General features: G+C 61.0%; 17 protein-coding genes. 10 read left to right on the forward strand and 7 right to left on the reverse strand.

What is annotated here, in order from left to right; genetic code table 11:
- Positions 1-54 precede the first annotated feature (54 nt).
- Positions 55-369 carry an SCP2 sterol-binding domain-containing protein gene (locus tag ABWL43_RS11810; protein ID WP_016969749.1) on the reverse strand — a complete coding sequence of 105 codons (315 nt, stop codon included), beginning with the start codon at positions 367-369 and terminating at the stop codon, positions 55-57.
- A 56-nt stretch (positions 370-425) separates the two neighbouring features.
- Positions 426-1,136 (reverse strand): histidine phosphatase family protein, encoded by a 711-nt coding sequence (locus ABWL43_RS11815; protein WP_145165760.1) that lies wholly within the window; start codon positions 1,134-1,136, stop codon positions 426-428.
- A 193-nt stretch (positions 1,137-1,329) separates the two neighbouring features.
- On the opposite strand from ABWL43_RS11815, the gene sohB reads away from it, so the two are divergent.
- Positions 1,330-2,355: a protease SohB gene (gene sohB, locus ABWL43_RS11820; RefSeq protein WP_145165759.1), complete on the forward strand. Its 1,026-nt coding sequence runs from the start codon at positions 1,330-1,332 to the stop codon at positions 2,353-2,355.
- Positions 2,356-2,418: 63 nt separating this feature from the next.
- Here the strand turns inward: sohB and ABWL43_RS11825 are convergent, their stop codons facing one another.
- Positions 2,419-2,781: a DAK2 domain-containing protein gene (locus ABWL43_RS11825; RefSeq protein ID WP_404488397.1), complete on the reverse strand. Its 363-nt coding sequence runs from the start codon at positions 2,779-2,781 to the stop codon at positions 2,419-2,421.
- Positions 2,782-3,343: 562 nt separating this feature from the next.
- On the opposite strand from ABWL43_RS11825, the gene ABWL43_RS11830 reads away from it, so the two are divergent.
- Positions 3,344-4,909, forward strand: a complete 1,566-nt coding sequence (locus tag ABWL43_RS11830) for a transporter associated domain-containing protein (RefSeq protein WP_404487807.1) — start codon at positions 3,344-3,346, stop codon at positions 4,907-4,909.
- Here the strand turns inward: ABWL43_RS11830 and ABWL43_RS11835 are convergent.
- Both ABWL43_RS11835 and ABWL43_RS11840 read right to left on the reverse strand, forming a co-directional pair.
- Entirely contained in the window at positions 4,890-5,222 is a 333-nt protein-coding gene (locus tag ABWL43_RS11835) for a thioredoxin family protein (protein ID WP_404487809.1), read from the reverse strand. The two genes, ABWL43_RS11830 and ABWL43_RS11835, sit on opposite strands and share 20 nt — an antisense overlap.
- A 96-nt stretch (positions 5,223-5,318) precedes the next feature.
- Entirely contained in the window at positions 5,319-5,567 is a 249-nt protein-coding gene (locus ABWL43_RS11840; RefSeq protein ID WP_369303399.1) for a hypothetical protein, read from the reverse strand.
- Positions 5,568-6,139: 572 nt separating this feature from the next.
- Between ABWL43_RS11840 and ABWL43_RS11845 the strand changes: the two genes are divergently transcribed.
- The 8 genes from ABWL43_RS11845 to ABWL43_RS11880 all read left to right on the forward strand — a co-directional run bounded on the left by ABWL43_RS11845 (position 6,140) and on the right by ABWL43_RS11880 (position 12,685).
- A complete protein-coding gene (locus ABWL43_RS11845; RefSeq protein ID WP_065929539.1) occupies positions 6,140-6,988 on the forward strand; it encodes a transporter substrate-binding domain-containing protein in 849 nt (282 codons plus the stop codon).
- A gap of 52 nt (positions 6,989-7,040) precedes the next feature.
- Entirely contained in the window at positions 7,041-7,703 is a 663-nt protein-coding gene (locus ABWL43_RS11850; RefSeq protein WP_404487812.1) for an amino acid ABC transporter permease, read from the forward strand.
- Positions 7,704-7,714: 11 nt separating this feature from the next.
- Positions 7,715-8,377 carry an amino acid ABC transporter permease gene (locus tag ABWL43_RS11855; protein ID WP_122541442.1) on the forward strand — a complete coding sequence of 221 codons (663 nt, stop codon included), beginning with the start codon at positions 7,715-7,717 and terminating at the stop codon, positions 8,375-8,377.
- Positions 8,374-9,156: an amino acid ABC transporter ATP-binding protein gene (locus ABWL43_RS11860; protein WP_119735365.1), complete on the forward strand. Its 783-nt coding sequence runs from the start codon at positions 8,374-8,376 to the stop codon at positions 9,154-9,156. The genes ABWL43_RS11855 and ABWL43_RS11860 overlap by 4 nt, the downstream gene beginning before the upstream one ends.
- 14 nt (positions 9,157-9,170) lie before the next feature.
- On the forward strand, positions 9,171-9,560 hold the full coding sequence (locus ABWL43_RS11865) for a RidA family protein (protein ID WP_078742925.1): 390 nt from the start codon (positions 9,171-9,173) through the stop codon (positions 9,558-9,560).
- A 106-nt stretch (positions 9,561-9,666) separates the two neighbouring features.
- The gene (locus ABWL43_RS11870) at positions 9,667-10,431 is read left to right on the forward strand and encodes an IclR family transcriptional regulator (protein ID WP_145165755.1); all 765 of its coding nucleotides are present in this window, start codon (positions 9,667-9,669) and stop codon (positions 10,429-10,431) included.
- Positions 10,432-10,439: 8 nt separating this feature from the next.
- Entirely contained in the window at positions 10,440-11,648 is a 1,209-nt protein-coding gene (locus tag ABWL43_RS11875; protein ID WP_404487815.1) for an amino acid deaminase, read from the forward strand.
- A 128-nt stretch (positions 11,649-11,776) separates the two neighbouring features.
- The gene (locus ABWL43_RS11880) at positions 11,777-12,685 is read left to right on the forward strand and encodes a sugar kinase (RefSeq protein WP_404487816.1); all 909 of its coding nucleotides are present in this window, start codon (positions 11,777-11,779) and stop codon (positions 12,683-12,685) included.
- A 128-nt stretch (positions 12,686-12,813) separates the two neighbouring features.
- On the opposite strand, the gene ABWL43_RS11885 is transcribed toward ABWL43_RS11880, so the two are convergent.
- Positions 12,814-13,089 (reverse strand): peptidylprolyl isomerase, encoded by a 276-nt coding sequence (locus ABWL43_RS11885; RefSeq protein WP_003174397.1) that lies wholly within the window; start codon positions 13,087-13,089, stop codon positions 12,814-12,816.
- A gap of 50 nt (positions 13,090-13,139) precedes the next feature.
- Positions 13,140-15,677, reverse strand: coding sequence for a PAS domain-containing protein (locus ABWL43_RS11890; protein ID WP_404487819.1), 2,538 nt, complete (start codon positions 15,675-15,677; stop codon positions 13,140-13,142).
- Positions 15,678-15,775: the final 98 nt, after the last annotated feature.

The following is a 15,775-nucleotide window of genomic DNA, read 5'->3' on the forward strand; positions in this document are numbered from 1 at the left end:
TCCCGCCATGTGGCGGGATTTGTCGGGGTGAAGCGCGCTACACAATCAGCGTGATCAGGCCGGGAACAGCTCGCTCAGCTTCATTGCCAGCATCATGTCGCCTTCGGTGCGCAGTTTGCCGCTCATGAAGGCCTGCATGCCGTCGGTGTCGCCGCTGACGATGCCTTCCATGGTTTCGCCGTCGGTGACCAGCGTGACCTGGGCGTCAGGGTTTTCGCCTTCGAGCAGTTCGCAGGTGTTGTTCTTGACCACCAGCGAGAAGTTCTGGGTGTCGTCGATACGGAAACCGAACACCAGGTCCAGGCCGTCGGCAGCGGCTGGGTTGAATTTGGCTTTCATTGCTTCTACAGCTTTGGCTACGTCAGTCATGGTTTCGATCCTTAAGGGTAGAGTCCAGTGACCTTGGGGTCACGGTTGGCCGCAGCTCAACGGAAAGTGATGAGCTGCGGCGCCTTCAACAGTTGCAAGTGGGTATGACTGTTGAAGGAAGCCAGCGCCACCTCGCGTCCACGGAATTTCAGCTGGTTGAGCGAGGTGTTAACAATTTGCCAATTGAGTTCGAACGCCTGGGCAGCAGGCATTCGGGTAATCAAGTGAAGCAGGGCGGTGATCGTGCCGCCGGAGGTGAACACGGCGATCTTGTCCGTGTTCCGGGCGGTTTCGAGAATCCGTTGCAGGCCGCCTTGTACGCGTTCGACAAACCCCAGCCAGCTTTCCAGCCCCGGTGGGTCATAAGTGCCGGCCAGCCAACGCTCGATGATCAACGCGAAGATGCGCTGGAATTCGCTGCGGTTGTGCGCCGCATTGCGCAGGATCTCCAGGGCTTCGGGTTCGGTGCTCAGCAGGTCGGGGAGCAGGGCGCGGATGATCGCCTCGGCGTCGAATTCGTTGAAGGCGCTGTCGATGTCCAGCGAAGGTACCGGCAGGCCACGGGCTGCATATTGATCGAACACGGACGTGGCGGTGTGCTGCTGACGGCGCAGGTCGCCCGATACACAGCGCTCGAACGTGAGGCCCAGGTCTGCCAGGTGGCGACCGAGCACTTGCGCTTGTTCCACGCCGACGGGCGACAGGACGTCATAGTCGTCTGCACCGAAAGAGGCCTGGCCATGTCGAATCAGATAAATGCTGCCCACGTCCGTTTTCCCGGTACGTTGAAAGTCTGGCGAGGTTATGAGGATGCCGGAGAGCTGTCAATGAAAAAACATACGCTTGTTTTAAAAGCCCGTTAGAGCCCGCTTGCTGGCGGTTTGATCACTGGCTCGAACGCGGTGCCGTCGGTATGCTGGGCCCATCCGCGCCTGGCGCAGTGCATTTTTAAGGAGACATATGGATTTTCTGGCCGAATACGCGAGCTTTCTGGCGAAGACCGTCACCCTGGTGGTCGCTATTGTGGTGGTACTGATCAGTTTCGCGGCGCTGCGCAGCAAAGGCCGTCGCAAGTCCGCCGGCCAATTGCAGGTCAGCAAGCTCAATGATTTCTACAAGGGCCTGCGTGAGCGCCTGGAGTCGAGCCTGCTCGACAAGGACCAGCTCAAGGCCCTGCGCAAAGCCGAAAGCAAAACCGAAAAGAAGAAAGGCAAGAAGAAACCCGAGGCCAAGCCCCGGGTGTTTGTGCTGGATTTCGACGGCGACATCAAGGCCTCGGCCACCGAGAGCCTGCGCCATGAAATCACCGCACTGCTGAGCCTGGCCACGCCGAAAGACGAAGTGGTGCTGCGCCTGGAAAGCGGCGGCGGCATGGTGCACAGCTACGGCCTGGCCTCATCCCAACTGGCGCGTATTCGCCAGGCGGGCGTGCCATTGACCGTGTGCATCGACAAGGTCGCGGCCAGCGGCGGTTACATGATGGCGTGCATCGGCGAGAAGATCATCAGCGCACCGTTCGCCATCCTCGGTTCGATCGGCGTGGTAGCGCAGTTGCCCAACGTCAACCGCCTGCTGAAAAAACATGACATCGATTTCGAAGTGCTGACGGCCGGTGAATACAAGCGCACCCTTACCGTGTTTGGCGAAAACACCGAGAAGGGCCGCGAGAAGTTCCAGGAAGACCTGGACATCACCCATCAGTTGTTCAAGAACTTCGTGTCGCGCTATCGCCCTCAACTGGCAATCGATGATGTCGCGACCGGGGAAGTGTGGCTGGGTGTTGCAGCCCTCGACAAGCAACTGGTCGACGAACTGCAAACCAGCGACGAATACCTGGCCACCAAGGCCAAGACCGCCGAGGTGTTCCACCTGCACTATGCCGAGCGCAAGAGCCTGCAAGAGCGGGTCGGCCTGGCGGCCAGCGGTTCGGTGGACCGAGTGCTGCTGACCTGGTGGAGCCGCTTGACCCAGCAGCGGTTCTGGTAATTCCAGACTGCAGGTCAAGCCCTTGTGGGAGCGGGCTTGCTCGCGAAAGGGCCATCCGGGGCGCTACACCCAGCGCGGTTGAACCGAATCCGCCAACCGCGTCAGGATCAGGCAGCCCGACACCGCGCCTGCGTCGAGCACGCCCAACGAGCGCTCACCCAGCCGACTCGCGCGGCCGATTTTCGCGACTAAGTCCTTGGTTGAATCACGCCTTTGCGAGGCAGCTTTTTTCATGGCTTGCAGCGCATCGTTGAAGGAGGCGCCGCCGGCATGTGCGCGCTCGGCGGCCTGCAGCGAACAGGCCAGCGGTTCGATGAGGATGGCTTTGTCGGGGGCGATGGATTTCGGGACTTTGTGGATTGCGCATACGATTTTGGCGCTGGATGATGCGACGCGTAAACGCTGAGAGAAGTGTGGGCGCGGGATTACTGTGGCGAGCGGGCTTGCCCCGCGTTGGGCTGCGAAGCAGCCCCAGTTGAGGCGACTCGCAGTATCAGGAGAATTCGGTCAGCAGGTTTTGGGGCTGCTGCGCAGCCCAACGCGGGGCAAGCCCGCTCGCCACAGGTGGCCCTGCACCATAGATGGCTCTGCTTTGCATATAGCTCTTCTTCACAGGTAGCTCTGCTTTACAGATGGCCTTGCTCCACGGGTAGATTTGGCCCATAGGTGGCTCTGTCCATCGGTAGTCCAGCTTCACTGGTAGCGCTGCTCTGGAGTGGCCTATTTCGAAGTGTGTGTTGGGGTTACAGATTTTGTAATAGTTTTGCGTTGTAGGAAGTTTAGGTTTCGATTGTACGATTCAAGTCCTTTTTCCACTGCAGGACTTGCATGAACACCCTCTCGGAGCCTCCCAGTCGTCTTTCCCCAAGACATCCGCTGCTGCTGTTCCCGCTGAAGCACCCCGTATTCCGATTGCTACCCTCGTCCCGGTCCACTGACCGCGCCTTGCCGTGTCCGGCATTCAGACATCTATAACGAGACTCTATAAATGGAATGGTTAGCGGATCCAACGGCCTGGCTCGGCCTGTTGACCTTGATTGTGCTGGAACTGGTGCTGGGCATCGACAACCTGGTGTTTATCGCGATCCTGGCGGACAAGCTGCCGCCGGAGCAGCGCGACCGGGCGCGGTTGATCGGTTTGTCCCTGGCGCTGCTGATGCGCCTGGGCTTGCTGGCGAGTATTTCCTGGATGGTGACCCTTACTCAGCCGCTGTTCGAGGTTTTCGGCAAGGGGTTTTCCGGCCGTGACCTGATCATGCTGTTTGGCGGTGTGTTCCTGTTGTTCAAGGCCACCATGGAATTGCACGAGCGCCTCGAAGGTCATGTGGCCCAGCGTGCGGGCAATGCCACCTATGCGATGTTCTGGCCGATCGTCGCGCAGATTGTGGTGCTTGACGCGGTGTTCTCCCTCGATGCGGTGGTGACTGCGGTGGGCATGGTCGACGAGCTGGCGGTGATGATGATCGCAGTGATCGTGTCCATCGGCCTGATGATTGTCGCGAGCAAGCCGCTGACGCGTTTCGTCAATGCGCACCCGACGGTGATCATGCTGTGCCTGAGTTTCCTGATGATGATCGGCCTGGTGCTGACTGCCGAAGGCCTGGGCTTCCATGTGCCCAAGGGTTACTTGTACGCGGCGATGGGCTTCTCGATTGTGGTGGAGCTGTTCAACCAGCTGGCCCGCGCCCGCCGCAAAAAGTCGGTACAGGGCACATTGCCGGTACGCCAGCGCACTGCGCATGCGGTGATGCGTTTACTGGGGGCCCGCAGTCTGGCGGTGGAGGGCATGGATGACGACGTTGCCGACCTGATGGGCGAGCCGGATGCGACCCAGGGCCCGCTGTTTGATCGACGCGAGCGTGTGATGATCAGTGGCGTGTTGCAGTTGGCCGAGCGCCCGATCCGCAGCTTGATGACGCCGCGGGCCAAGGTCGACTGTATCGATCTGGCGGACGATGCCGACACTATCCGCCGTAAATTGATGCATTCGTCCTACTCCCGGCTGCCGTTGATCCGCAACGGTGCTGTCGATGAGCCATTGGGCTTTGTGCACAAGAAGGAGTTGCTCAAGGAATACCTGGCCGGTCACGAGCCGAACCTGGAGCACCTGGCACGCCGCGCGGTCAACCTGCTGGAGAGCTTTTCGATCCTCAACGCCCTGGAGCAGATGCGTCAGGCATCCACCCATATCGCGTTTGTGATCAACGAATTCGGCGATTTCATGGGCGTGTTGAGCATGACCGACATTCTTGAATCCATCGCCGGTGAATTGCCCGATGCCAGCGAAATCGAAGGGCCGGATATCGTCGAGGAGGGCGCAGGCTTTCGCGCCAATGGTGCCTTGACCCTTAACCAGGTTCGCCAGCGCACCGGCTTCAAGGCCGTGGCCACCGACGATTACCAGACGCTCGCAGGTTTGGTGATGAGTCTGCTGGACCGCTTGCCGCGAGTGGGCGACAGCCTGGAGCACGAAGGCTGGCACCTGACGGTGGCGGCGGTGGAGGAGCGGCGGGTGACGCAGGTGCTGCTGGTACCTACGGCGCGTAGTCTTTGAACACCTGATCCAGAAGTGCTTCCTGTTCTTCCGGCGCGCCAATGCCCTTGAGGTTTTCGACCTCAAGGGCATTTTTGTAGACCACCAGGGTAGGCGTGCCGTCTACGCCGTCGATTCTCGGCGTCCGGGCGGTGTCCAGGATCATGCTCTTCACTCGGCCGGCGTATTTTTCGGCGATGCTATTAAAGCGTGGGTGAACTCCCAGGCACGCCTGGCAGGACTGGGAAGTAAACAGCACGATCACCAGCGGGTGCTGATTCAGAACCTGCTGGTAATCGCTGATGTTATCAATCACCGCATTGGCAGCACCCATGATGATCTCCTTGTGCACCTGGCCGATGGGGCCTGCCGGATACGCTAGATCGCGAGATCACCACCGTCTACTGTCAACCTTCACAGGTAGACAGGCTCATGCATCGTCGGCACGTTCCGTTCGTTCACGTGCCTTGCGCGCCTGGCTCGCGCATTTCTTGTATTCCTCATTGTCCCTGGACGCCTTCGCCCGACGATAGCCATGGTGGTTCTGGCTGGTGTAATCGGTGCTGAAGGCTTCCTTGAGCTTCTGCAGTTCTTCTTTGCATTCACGGCGATCATTACTGGCCGAAGCCGTACCGGCCACCAGACAGCCCAGCAACACCACCATAAGGCTTACCTTCATCACGCCACGCTCCCGCACACAGACATCCCACCAGCCTAGCCCAGCACAAAAAAACAACCAGAGCCTCGCCAAGAAACTCTGGTGAGTTGCGGCAAACCGGCTAGCTGTAGTGAGCGGTCTTCTCATAGTGAGCGAGCTTCCTGTGGCGAGCGAGCTTCTTGTGGCGAGCGGGCTTGCCCCGCGTTGGAGTGCGAAGCGCTCCCAATTCGGCCACCGCGCTATACCTGAAAAACCGCGTCGCCAGGTTTTGGGGCCGCTTCGCAGCCCAACGCGGGGCAAGCCCGCTCGCCACAGAAAACATCCACGCCTCAGCACCGCCCCGGTGCACGGTAACGCTACCGTGGTGCACGGCATCCAAACTGTCACCGCCGTGTGTGGCCTTGCGTAGCAACACATCCACGGCTGCTGGCACAGCGCCTTACCGCAGCTCAATATTTATCCAATTGATTTAAAACAACTTTGTCCCCTTCATGTTTTTCTGCAACCGCGTGTGGCACACTTTCTGCTGTCTATTCCGTTGTTACATACTAAGTTCCGGTATAGCGGAATACACAACTCCTGGAGTGCTTGTCATGCATCACCGACCTTCCGTGTTTAAAGCGTGTGTTTTTCTCTTCGCCGCATCGGCTTCCCTCGCAAGCGTTGTGCACGCGGCGGACAGCAAGCTCGATGATGTGCTCAAGCGTGGGCATCTCATCGTGGGTACAGGCAGTACCAATGCGCCGTGGCACTTCCAGGGAGCGGATGGCAAGTTGCAGGGTTTTGATATCGACATCGGCCGCATTGTGGCCAAAGGCTTGTTCAACGACCCGAGCAAGGTCGAGTTTGTGGTGCAGTCCTCCGACGCACGTATTCCCAACCTGCTGACCGACAAGGTCGACATGAGTTGCCAGTTCATTACCGTCACCGCCAGCCGTGCGCAGCAGGTGGCCTTTACCTTGCCGTACTACCGCGAAGGCGTGGGCCTGCTGTTGCCGAACAACAGCAAGTACAAGGAAATCGAAGACCTGCAAGCCGCCGGCGACGGCGTCACCGTGGCCGTGCTGCAAAACGTCTACGCCGAAGAGCTGGTGCACCAGGCGCTGCCCAAGGCCAAGGTTGATCAGTACGACAGCGTCGACCTGATGTACCAGGCCGTGAACTCCGGCCGTGCCGACGCCGCCGCCACCGACCAGTCTTCGGTCAAGTACCTGATGGTGCAGAACCCAGGCCGCTACCGCAGCCCGACCTACGCCTGGAGCCCGCAAACCTACGCGTGCGCGGTCAAGCGTGGCGACCAGGACTGGCTGAACTTCGTCAACACCGCATTGCATGAAGCCATGACCGGCGTGGAGTTCCCGACCTACAAAGCCTCGTTCAAGCAATGGTTCGGTGTGGATTTGCCAGAGCCTGCGATCGGTTTCCCGGTTGAGTTCAAGTAAATCGTAAACCCTGGGGCGTCGCTGACGGCGCCCCAATCAGGTACTGCCGACCATGAACTATCAGTTGAACTTTGCCGCCGTGTGGCGTGATTTCCCCAGCTTGCTGGCGGGGCTCGGCCTGGGCCTTGAGCTGGCACTGCTGTCGATCGCGATTGGCTGCGTGATCGGCTTGATGATGGCGTTCGCCATGCTGTCCAGGCACCGCGCGTTGCGCATTATCGCCTCGGTGTACGTGACGGTGATCCGCAATACGCCGATTCTGGTGCTGATCCTGTTGATCTACTTTGCACTGCCGTCACTGGGGATTCGTCTCGACAAAATTCCGTCCTTCATCATCACGCTGTCGTTGTACGCCGGTGCCTACCTCACCGAAGTGTTCCGCGCCGGGCTGCTGAATATTCCCAAGGGTTTGCGCGAAGCCGGCTTGGCCATCGGCCTGGGTGAGTGGCGTATCCGCGCCTACATCACCGTGCCGGTGATGCTGCGCAACGTCTTGCCGGCGTTGTCGAACAACTTCATTTCGCTGTTCAAGGACACCTCGCTGGCGGCGGCGATTGCCGTGCCGGAGCTGACCTATTACGCCCGCAAGATCAACGTCGAAAGCTACCGGGTGATTGAAACCTGGCTGGTCACGACTGCGCTCTACGTGGCTGCCTGTTACCTCATCGCCATGCTGCTCCGTTACCTGGAACAGCGTCTGGCGATCCGTCGTTAAGGAGGGTTTCCATGTACGAGTCCCCCAGCTGGCTGCATGAGTTGTGGATCGCCCGGGATACCCTGTGGGCGGGCTTTCAGGCCAGCGTGTATGTGTCTGCGCTGGCCATTATCTTTGGCACGCTGATCGGCATCGTCGCCGGGTTGATCCTGACCTACGGCAAATTCTGGATGCGCGCGCCGTTTCGTCTGTATGTCGACCTGATCCGTGGCACGCCGGTGTTTGTGCTGGTCTTGGCGTGTTTCTACATGTTGCCGGCACTCGGTTGGCAGATCAGCGCGTTCCAGGCCGGCGCCGTCGGGCTGACGCTGTTCTGCGGCTCTCACGTGTCGGAGATCGTGCGCGGCGCGCTGCAAGCCATTCCCCGTGGGCAACTGGAAGCGGGCAAGGCGATTGGCCTGACGTTCTACCAATCCCTGGGCTATGTGCTGTTGCCTCAAGCGCTGCGCCAGATCCTGCCGACCTGGGTCAATTCCTCCACTGAAATCGTCAAGGCCTCGACCTTGCTCTCGGTCATCGGCGTGGCTGAATTGCTGCTGAGCACCCAGCAAGTGATCGCGCGCACCTTCATGACCCTGGAGTTCTACCTGTTCGCCGGGTTTCTGTTCTTTGTCATCAACTACGCCATCGAGTTATTCGGGCGCTACATTGAAAAGCGGGTGGCCTTGCCATGAACCAACCTCAAACCAACCAACCGCTTTTGAACATTCGCGGCCTGCGTAAACAGTACGGCCAGGTCGAAGTGCTCAAGGGCGTCGACCTGTCCATGCAGCGCGGCAACGTGGTGACGTTGATCGGCTCCAGCGGCTCGGGCAAAACCACGCTGCTGCGCTGCGTCAACTTGCTGGAAGAGTTCCAGGGCGGGCAGATCACCCTGGACGGCGAGTCCATCGGCTACAGCGAAATCGCCGGCAAGCGTGTGCGCCACCCCGAGCGGGTGATTGCCCAGCACCGCGCGATGACCGGCATGGCGTTTCAGCAGTTCAACCTGTTTCCGCACCTCACCGCGTTGCAAAACGTCACCCTCGGCCTGCTCAAGGTCAAGAAGATGGGCAAGGACGAAGCCGTGGCCCTGGCCGAAAAATGGCTGGACCGCGTCGGCCTGCTGGAGCGGCGCAATCACTTCCCGGGCCAGTTGTCCGGCGGCCAGCAACAGCGCGTGGCGATTGCCCGGGCGATTGCGATGAACCCCAGCTTGATGCTGTTCGATGAAGTCACCTCGGCCCTCGACCCTGAGTTGGTGGGCGAGGTGCTCAGCGTGATCAAGGGCTTGGCAGAGGAGGGCATGACCATGTTGCTGGTCACCCACGAAATGCGCTTTGCCTATGAAGTGTCGGACAAGATCGTATTCATGAACCAGGGCCGCATTGAAGAGCAGGGCAGTGCGAAGGACATCTTCGAACGCCCGCAATCGCCGCGCCTGGCGGAATTTTTGAAGAATATTCGTTTTTAATCAGGAGCAACTTTATGAGCATTACTCGTTACGGCACCGGCAGCACCGCCGGCGGTGGCCAACCGCGTCCTTTCGCACGTGCAGTGGAAGCGGACGGCTGGCTCTACGTCTCGGGCCAAGTGCCGGCAGTGGACGGTGAAATCATCAACGGCGGCATCGTCGAGCAAACCCGCCAGACCATGCGCAACGTGGTGGCGATTCTCGAAGAGGCCGGCTACGAGTTGAAAGACGTGGTGCGCGTTGGCGTATGGCTGGAAGACCCGCGCGACTTCTGGAGTTTCAACAAGGTGTTCGGTGAATACTTCACCCCCGAACACGCCCCGGCGCGTGCCTGTGTGCAGGCCAACATGATGGTCGACTGCAAGGTTGAGATTGATTGCGTGGCCTACAAGAAAAAAGGCTAAATGCCCCTCTCTTGACATCCACTGAAGATCAAATGTGGCAGAGGGCAAGCCCCCTCCCACAAGGGATCTCTGCCAGACCCTAGAATTTCGACCGGACCGAACTGCCATGACCGAAGACACCATCAAACGCCGCGCCAAAGGACTGGACCGTGCATTCGATATCCTCGATTTTCTCAAGGAGATCGGCCAGCCCCTGCGCCCGAATGATATTGCCAGCGGCATCGGCAGCCCCAAATCCACCGTCTACGAATTGGTCGCCTCGTTGCTGGAACGGCGTATCCTGGAAACCGTGGGCAAGGACGGCCACGTCTACCTTGGCCGTCAACTGTATTTCCTCGGCCAGGCGCACCTGCGCCACTTCGACCTGACCCGCGAGGCCGACCACGCCTTGCAGGAGATCGTCAGCCAAACCCACGAAACCGCGCAGATGTGCCTGCTCAACGGGCGTAAATACACGGTGGCGCTGATGCGCGAAGGCGAGCGGCATTTCCGCATCTCGTCGGACATCGGCGAAAACGCACCGATCCCCTGGACTGCTTCCGGGCGCCTGCTGCTTGGGCACTTGAGCGACCAGCAGATTATCGACCTGATCGACTGCGACGATTTCATCCTGCCGGACGGCCAGCGCCTGCCGCTGGAGACGTTTCTGGCGCAGATCCGTCAGGCCACCCTCGACGGGTTCTTCTCTTTCGACAGTGTGGCCGACACCTTTACCCATTGCTTCGCCGCCCCGGTGCGGGACGCGCAAGGCATCAGCATCGCAACCTTGTGCATCGTTGCCCCACGGGCCGACGCGATCAAAAACTACAACGACTATCGCCGGGTGTTGATCGACAGCGCCAACAACCTGGCCCGACGCATCAACGAATAGGAGTGTTTATGACTGCCCTCAACGCCGTTGAAAAAGGCGCCGCCGCCGTTGGCGCTTACCTGGTCCGCGACGTCAGCCTGCCGGCCCTGGTGCTGCACCGCGACGCCCTGGAACACAACATTCGCTGGATGCAGGACTTCGTCAGTAACAGCGGCGCAGAACTGGCGCCCCACGGCAAAACCAGCATGATGCCGGCGTTGTTTCAGCGCCAGATCGAGGCGGGCGCCTGGGGCATCACCCTGGCCAATGCGGTGCAGACCCGCGCTGCCTATGCCGGGGGCGTGCGTCGCGTGTTGATGGCCAACCAATTGGTCGGCGCGCCGAACATGGCGTTGATTGCCGATCTGCTGGCCGACAAAGACTTCGACTTCCATTGCATGGTCGATCACCCGGACAACGTCGCCGACCTGGGGCTGTTTTTCGCCGCGCGTGGCCTGCGTTTGAACGTGATGATCGAGTATGGCGTGGTCGGCGGCCGTTGCGGCTGCCGCAGCGAACAGGAAGTGCGCGAGCTGGCCAAGGCGATCAAGGCCCAACCGGCGCTGGCCCTCACCGGCATTGAAGGCTACGAAGGCGTGATCCATGGCGAGCACGCCATCAGCGGCATCCGCGATTTCGCCGCCAGCCTTGTGCGCCTGGCGGTGGACCTGCAAAACAACGGCTCTTTCGACCTGCCCAAACCGATCATTACCGCCTCGGGTTCGGCCTGGTACGACCTGATCGCCGAGTCCTTCGAAACCCAAAACGCCGCGGGGCGTTTCTTAAGCGTGCTGCGCCCGGGCAGTTACGTGGCCCACGACCACGGTATCTACAAGCAAGCGCAATGCTGCGTGCTCGACCGTCGCAGCGACCTCAATGAAGGCCTGCGCCCGGCGCTGGAAGTCTGGGCGCACGTGCAATCGATGCCCGAGCCAGGCTTTGCGGTGATCGCCCTGGGCAAGCGCGACGTGGCCTACGACGCCGGTTTGCCGGTGCCGCTCAAGCGCTACCGGGCCGGAATTGTGCCGGCCGAAGGCGATGACGTCACCGCCTGCATCGTGACGGCGGTGATGGACCAGCATGCGTTCATGACGGTGGCACCGGGGGTTGAGTTGCGCATCGGCGACATCATTTCGTTCGGCACCTCGCACCCTTGCCTGACCTTCGACAAGTGGCAAGTGGGCTGCCTGGTGGATGAGCAGTTGCAGGTGATCGAGTCGCTGCACACCTGCTTCTAGACCGCGTCGCGCCTATCGCGGGCAAGCGCGCTCCCACATTTGATTGCATTTCAACTGAAGGAATGCGGTCGAATGTGGGAGCGGGCTTGCCCGCGAAGAGGCCCTCCAGAACAGCGAGAGACCAAGGCATGAACCCACAACCGCGCATCGCCCTGATCGGCGAATGCATGATCGAACTCCAACACCGCGCCGATGGCAGCCTCCAACAAAGCTTCGGCGGCGACACCCTGAATGCAGCGGTGTACCTGCGCCGCGAGCTGGGCGACATCGGCACGGTCGACTACGTCACCGCCCTGGGCGATGACAGCTTCAGCGACGCCATGTGCAAGCAGTGGGCCGAAGAGGGCCTGGGCCTGGGCATGGTGCAACGCCTGCCCGGGCGGTTGCCGGGGTTGTACTGCATCCAGACGGACGCCAACGGCGAACGCAAATTCCTCTACTGGCGCAACGAAGCCGCCGTGCGCGACTGCTTCACCACACCGGCCGCCGAGCCGATCCTGGCGGCTTTGCCGGGTTATGACGTGGTGTATTTCAGCGGTATTACCCTGGCGGTGCTGGGAGAAATCGGGCGTACGCGGTTACTGCAAACCTTGATCGAAACGCGCAAGCGCGGTGGCAAGGTAGTCTTCGACAACAACTACCGGCCGCGTTTATGGGCCAGCGTCGAAGCGGCGCGCGCGGCGTATCACGCCGTGTTGGCCGAGGTGGATATTGCCTTGCTGACCGAGGACGACGAGCGTGCGTTGTTTGGGTACGCCGACAGCGAGCAGGTGTTTGCGGCGTACCCGGCGATTGCAGAGGTGGTGCTCAAGCGCGGCGCGGATGACTGTTTGATCCGTTGTGCGGGTGAGCACTTTGCCGTGCCGGCGCTGAAGGTCGAGAAGGTGGTGGACACGACGGCGGCGGGGGATTCGTTCAGTGCAGCGTATCTGGCCAGCCGGCTGAAAGGTCAGTCGCCGGAGGCGGCGGCCTTGGCTGGGCATCGGTTGGCCAGCCGGGTTATCCAAGTACCTGGTGCACTGATCCCCAAAGCCTAGGCCGATCCCTTGTGGCGAGCGGGCTTGCCCCGCGTTGGGCTGCGCAGCAGCCCCAAAAAAAACGGGAGCGCTACGCACTCCAACGCGGGGCAAGCCCGCTCGCCACAAAAAAACCGGCGGTATCTCTATCAGTCGCGGTAAAACACCTGCACCAGGTGATAGCCAAACTTGCTCTTGATCGGCCCATGAACCACCTTCACCGGCTTCTTGAAAATCACCGCGTCAATCGCCCCGACCATCTGCCCTGGCCGCACTTCACCCAAATCACCGCCGCGCTTGCCGGAGGGGCAGGTCGAGTATTTCTTGGCCAGCACATCAAACGCTTCGCCCTTGGCGATACGCTGCTTGAGCTGTTCGGCTTCTTCACTGGTTTTCACCAGGATGTGACGGGCTTGGGCTTTCATGTTGTTACCTGGCAACGGTCAAACGTAAGGGCGCGCGATTATGCCTGAACTCATTCATCGACGCTGATCATGCTGCGGATTTTGGTCGCCAGCAGCTCAACCGAGAACGGCTTGGCCACCATGTCCATGCCGTCTTCCAGGAAGCCCTGGCGCTCGGCGGCTTTTTCGGCGTAACCGGTCATGAACAACACGCGCAGGCCGGGCCGGTGCTGGCGGGCGATTTCTGCCAGTTGGCGGCCGTTCATGCCCGGCAGGCCGACGTCGGTCACCAGCAGGTCCACGCGCAAATCCGACTCCAGCAGCGGCAGCGCCGTGCGTGAATCCGCCGCCTGGTGGGCGGTGTAGCCCAGTTCAGCCAGCACATTGACCACCAGCATGCGCACCGCGGGGTCATCCTCGACGACGACCACCGCTTCACCGGCCAGTGCCAGCGGCGCTTCACTCAGGTGCTGCGGCAGGTTGCTTTCCAGCGCGGTGCCATACAGGCGCGGCAGGTACAGGCGCACGCAGGTGCCCTGGCCGGGTTCGCTTTGAATGGTCACGTGGCCCCCCGATTGCTGGGCGAACCCGTAGATCATCGACAGCCCCAGGCCAGTGCCCTGGCCGATAGGCTTGGTGGTGAAGAACGGATCGAAGGCCTTGGCCAGAATTTTCGGCGCCATGCCGCTGCCGTTGTCACTCACGCCGAGCATCACGTAGTCGCCGGCCTTGACCGGTTCGAGGGTAGTGATGTCGGTGCCGTCCAGGTAGCTGTTGGCGGTTTCAATCACCAGTTCGCCGCCGTCGGGCATTGCATCGCGCGCGTTGATTACCAGGTTCAGCAGGGCGTTTTCCAACTGGCTGGCATCGGTATTCACCGGCCAGATGTCCTTGCCCAGCTGCACCTTGAGTGAGATATGCGCGCCTTTGGTGCGGCGGAACAAGTCTTCCAGCGACGCCACCAGCGTGTTCGGGTCCAGCGGGCGGCGGTCGAGCGACTGGCGCCGGGAGAACGCCAGCAGCCGGTGGGTGAGGGCGGCCGCACGGTGAGCGGAGGAGACCGCCGCGTCCGTAAACCGGCCGATCTCATCGCTGCGCCCGGCGGCGATGTAGCGCTGCATCAGGTCCAGGCTGCCGATAATCCCGGTGAGCATGTTGTTGAAGTCATGGGCGATGCCGCCGGTCAGTTGACCCACCGCTTCCATCTTCTGCGCATGGCGCAGCGCGTCTTCGGCGCGCTCGCGTTCGAACATCTCGTTTTGCAGGCGCTGGTTGGCCTCGGCCAGCGCCTGGGTGCGCTGGGCCACGCGTTCTTCGAGGTTCTCGTTGAGGTGGCGCAGGGCCTCTTCGGTGAGTTTGCGCTCGGTCTCGTCGATCACGAAGATGTAAAAGCCATTCACCGAGCCGTCATTGCTGAAGCGCGGCAAGTACTTCATCAGTGCATGGCGCGGCCGGCCGTCGTGGTGGGGCGTCACGGTCATGAAGCTGCACGCCTTGCCCTTGAGCGCGGCCTCGATCTTGTCTTCGCGCCCGGCATACACCTCATCGCCGAGCACTTCGCGGATGCTCTTGCCGTACAACTCCTGGGGCGTCATGCCGTACCAGTCGAGGTAGGCGCTGTTGTTCAGGCGAAAACGCTGTTCGTGGTCGACGTAACCGATCAGCACCGGCATGGCGTTGATGATCAACTGCAGCTCGGTCTGGCTTTGACGCAGGGCCTGCTCGGTGTGTTTGCGTTCGGTCAGGTCCAATGCTGCGCCTAAAAAGCGTGCCGGGCGGCCTTGATGATCCTTGTAACAGCGCCCGCGCGCGAACACCCAGCGCACCTGGCCGTCGGCTTGCAGCAGGCGGTATTCCTCGGCGTACTCGGTGCCGAAGGTGATGCAATGCTTGATGCTGCGCGCCACCGTGCCGCGGTCTTCGGGGTGTACGCCTTGCAGGTAGTCGCTGATGGGCAGCAGGCCGGCGTCACTCGGGTCGACGCCGTGCAGGTAGGCGAAATGGGCATCGGCGATAAAGCGGTCTTCGCCGATGTCCCAGTCCCAGGTGCCGACCGCATCGGTCGCCGCCAGCGCCAGTTGCAGGCGTTGCTCGGTGCTGTGCTGGGCCTTGAGGCTGTCTTCGGAGCGCTGCTGCAGCTCGAGGGCTTTGCTGCGCCGTTCGTTGGTTTCGATGGCGGTGACCAGGATACCGGCGACGGTCCCGCTTTCATCGCGGACCGGGCTGTAGGTCAGGTCGAGCCAGATCTCGGTATCGCGGTGGTTGCGTTGCAGTACAAAGCGTTGCTCGCTGAACGTGCGCACCTGGCCGCTCAGCACGGCGTCGTAGACTGGCGCGGTGAAGCTGGCCAGCTCCGGCCAGGTCTCATGCGCCGGCTGGCCCAACGCGCCGGGGTGCTTGTTGCCCGCAAGCCGCGCAAAGCCGTCGTTGTAAAGCTGCGTGAGCAGGGGGCCCCACAGCAGCAGCATTGGCATCGGTGAGTGGACCACGATGTCGACCGCTGTGCGTAGACTTTGCGGCCAGTCGTTGGCCTCACCGAGGGGGCTTTGCGCCCAGTCCAGCCGCGCAATCAATGCAGCGGCTTCGCTACCGGTGGATGTTCCATTCATGAAAAAGCCCTACACCTGACACTTTGAAGTACAACAAAAGCCGATTATCCCGCGAGACGGGAGCGGCTGACTACCCCTCGAAAAATAGCATGCATTGG

It is taken from the genome of Pseudomonas sp. HT11 (assembly GCF_044875395.1).
Lineage (GTDB): Bacteria > Pseudomonadota > Gammaproteobacteria > Pseudomonadales > Pseudomonadaceae > Aquipseudomonas.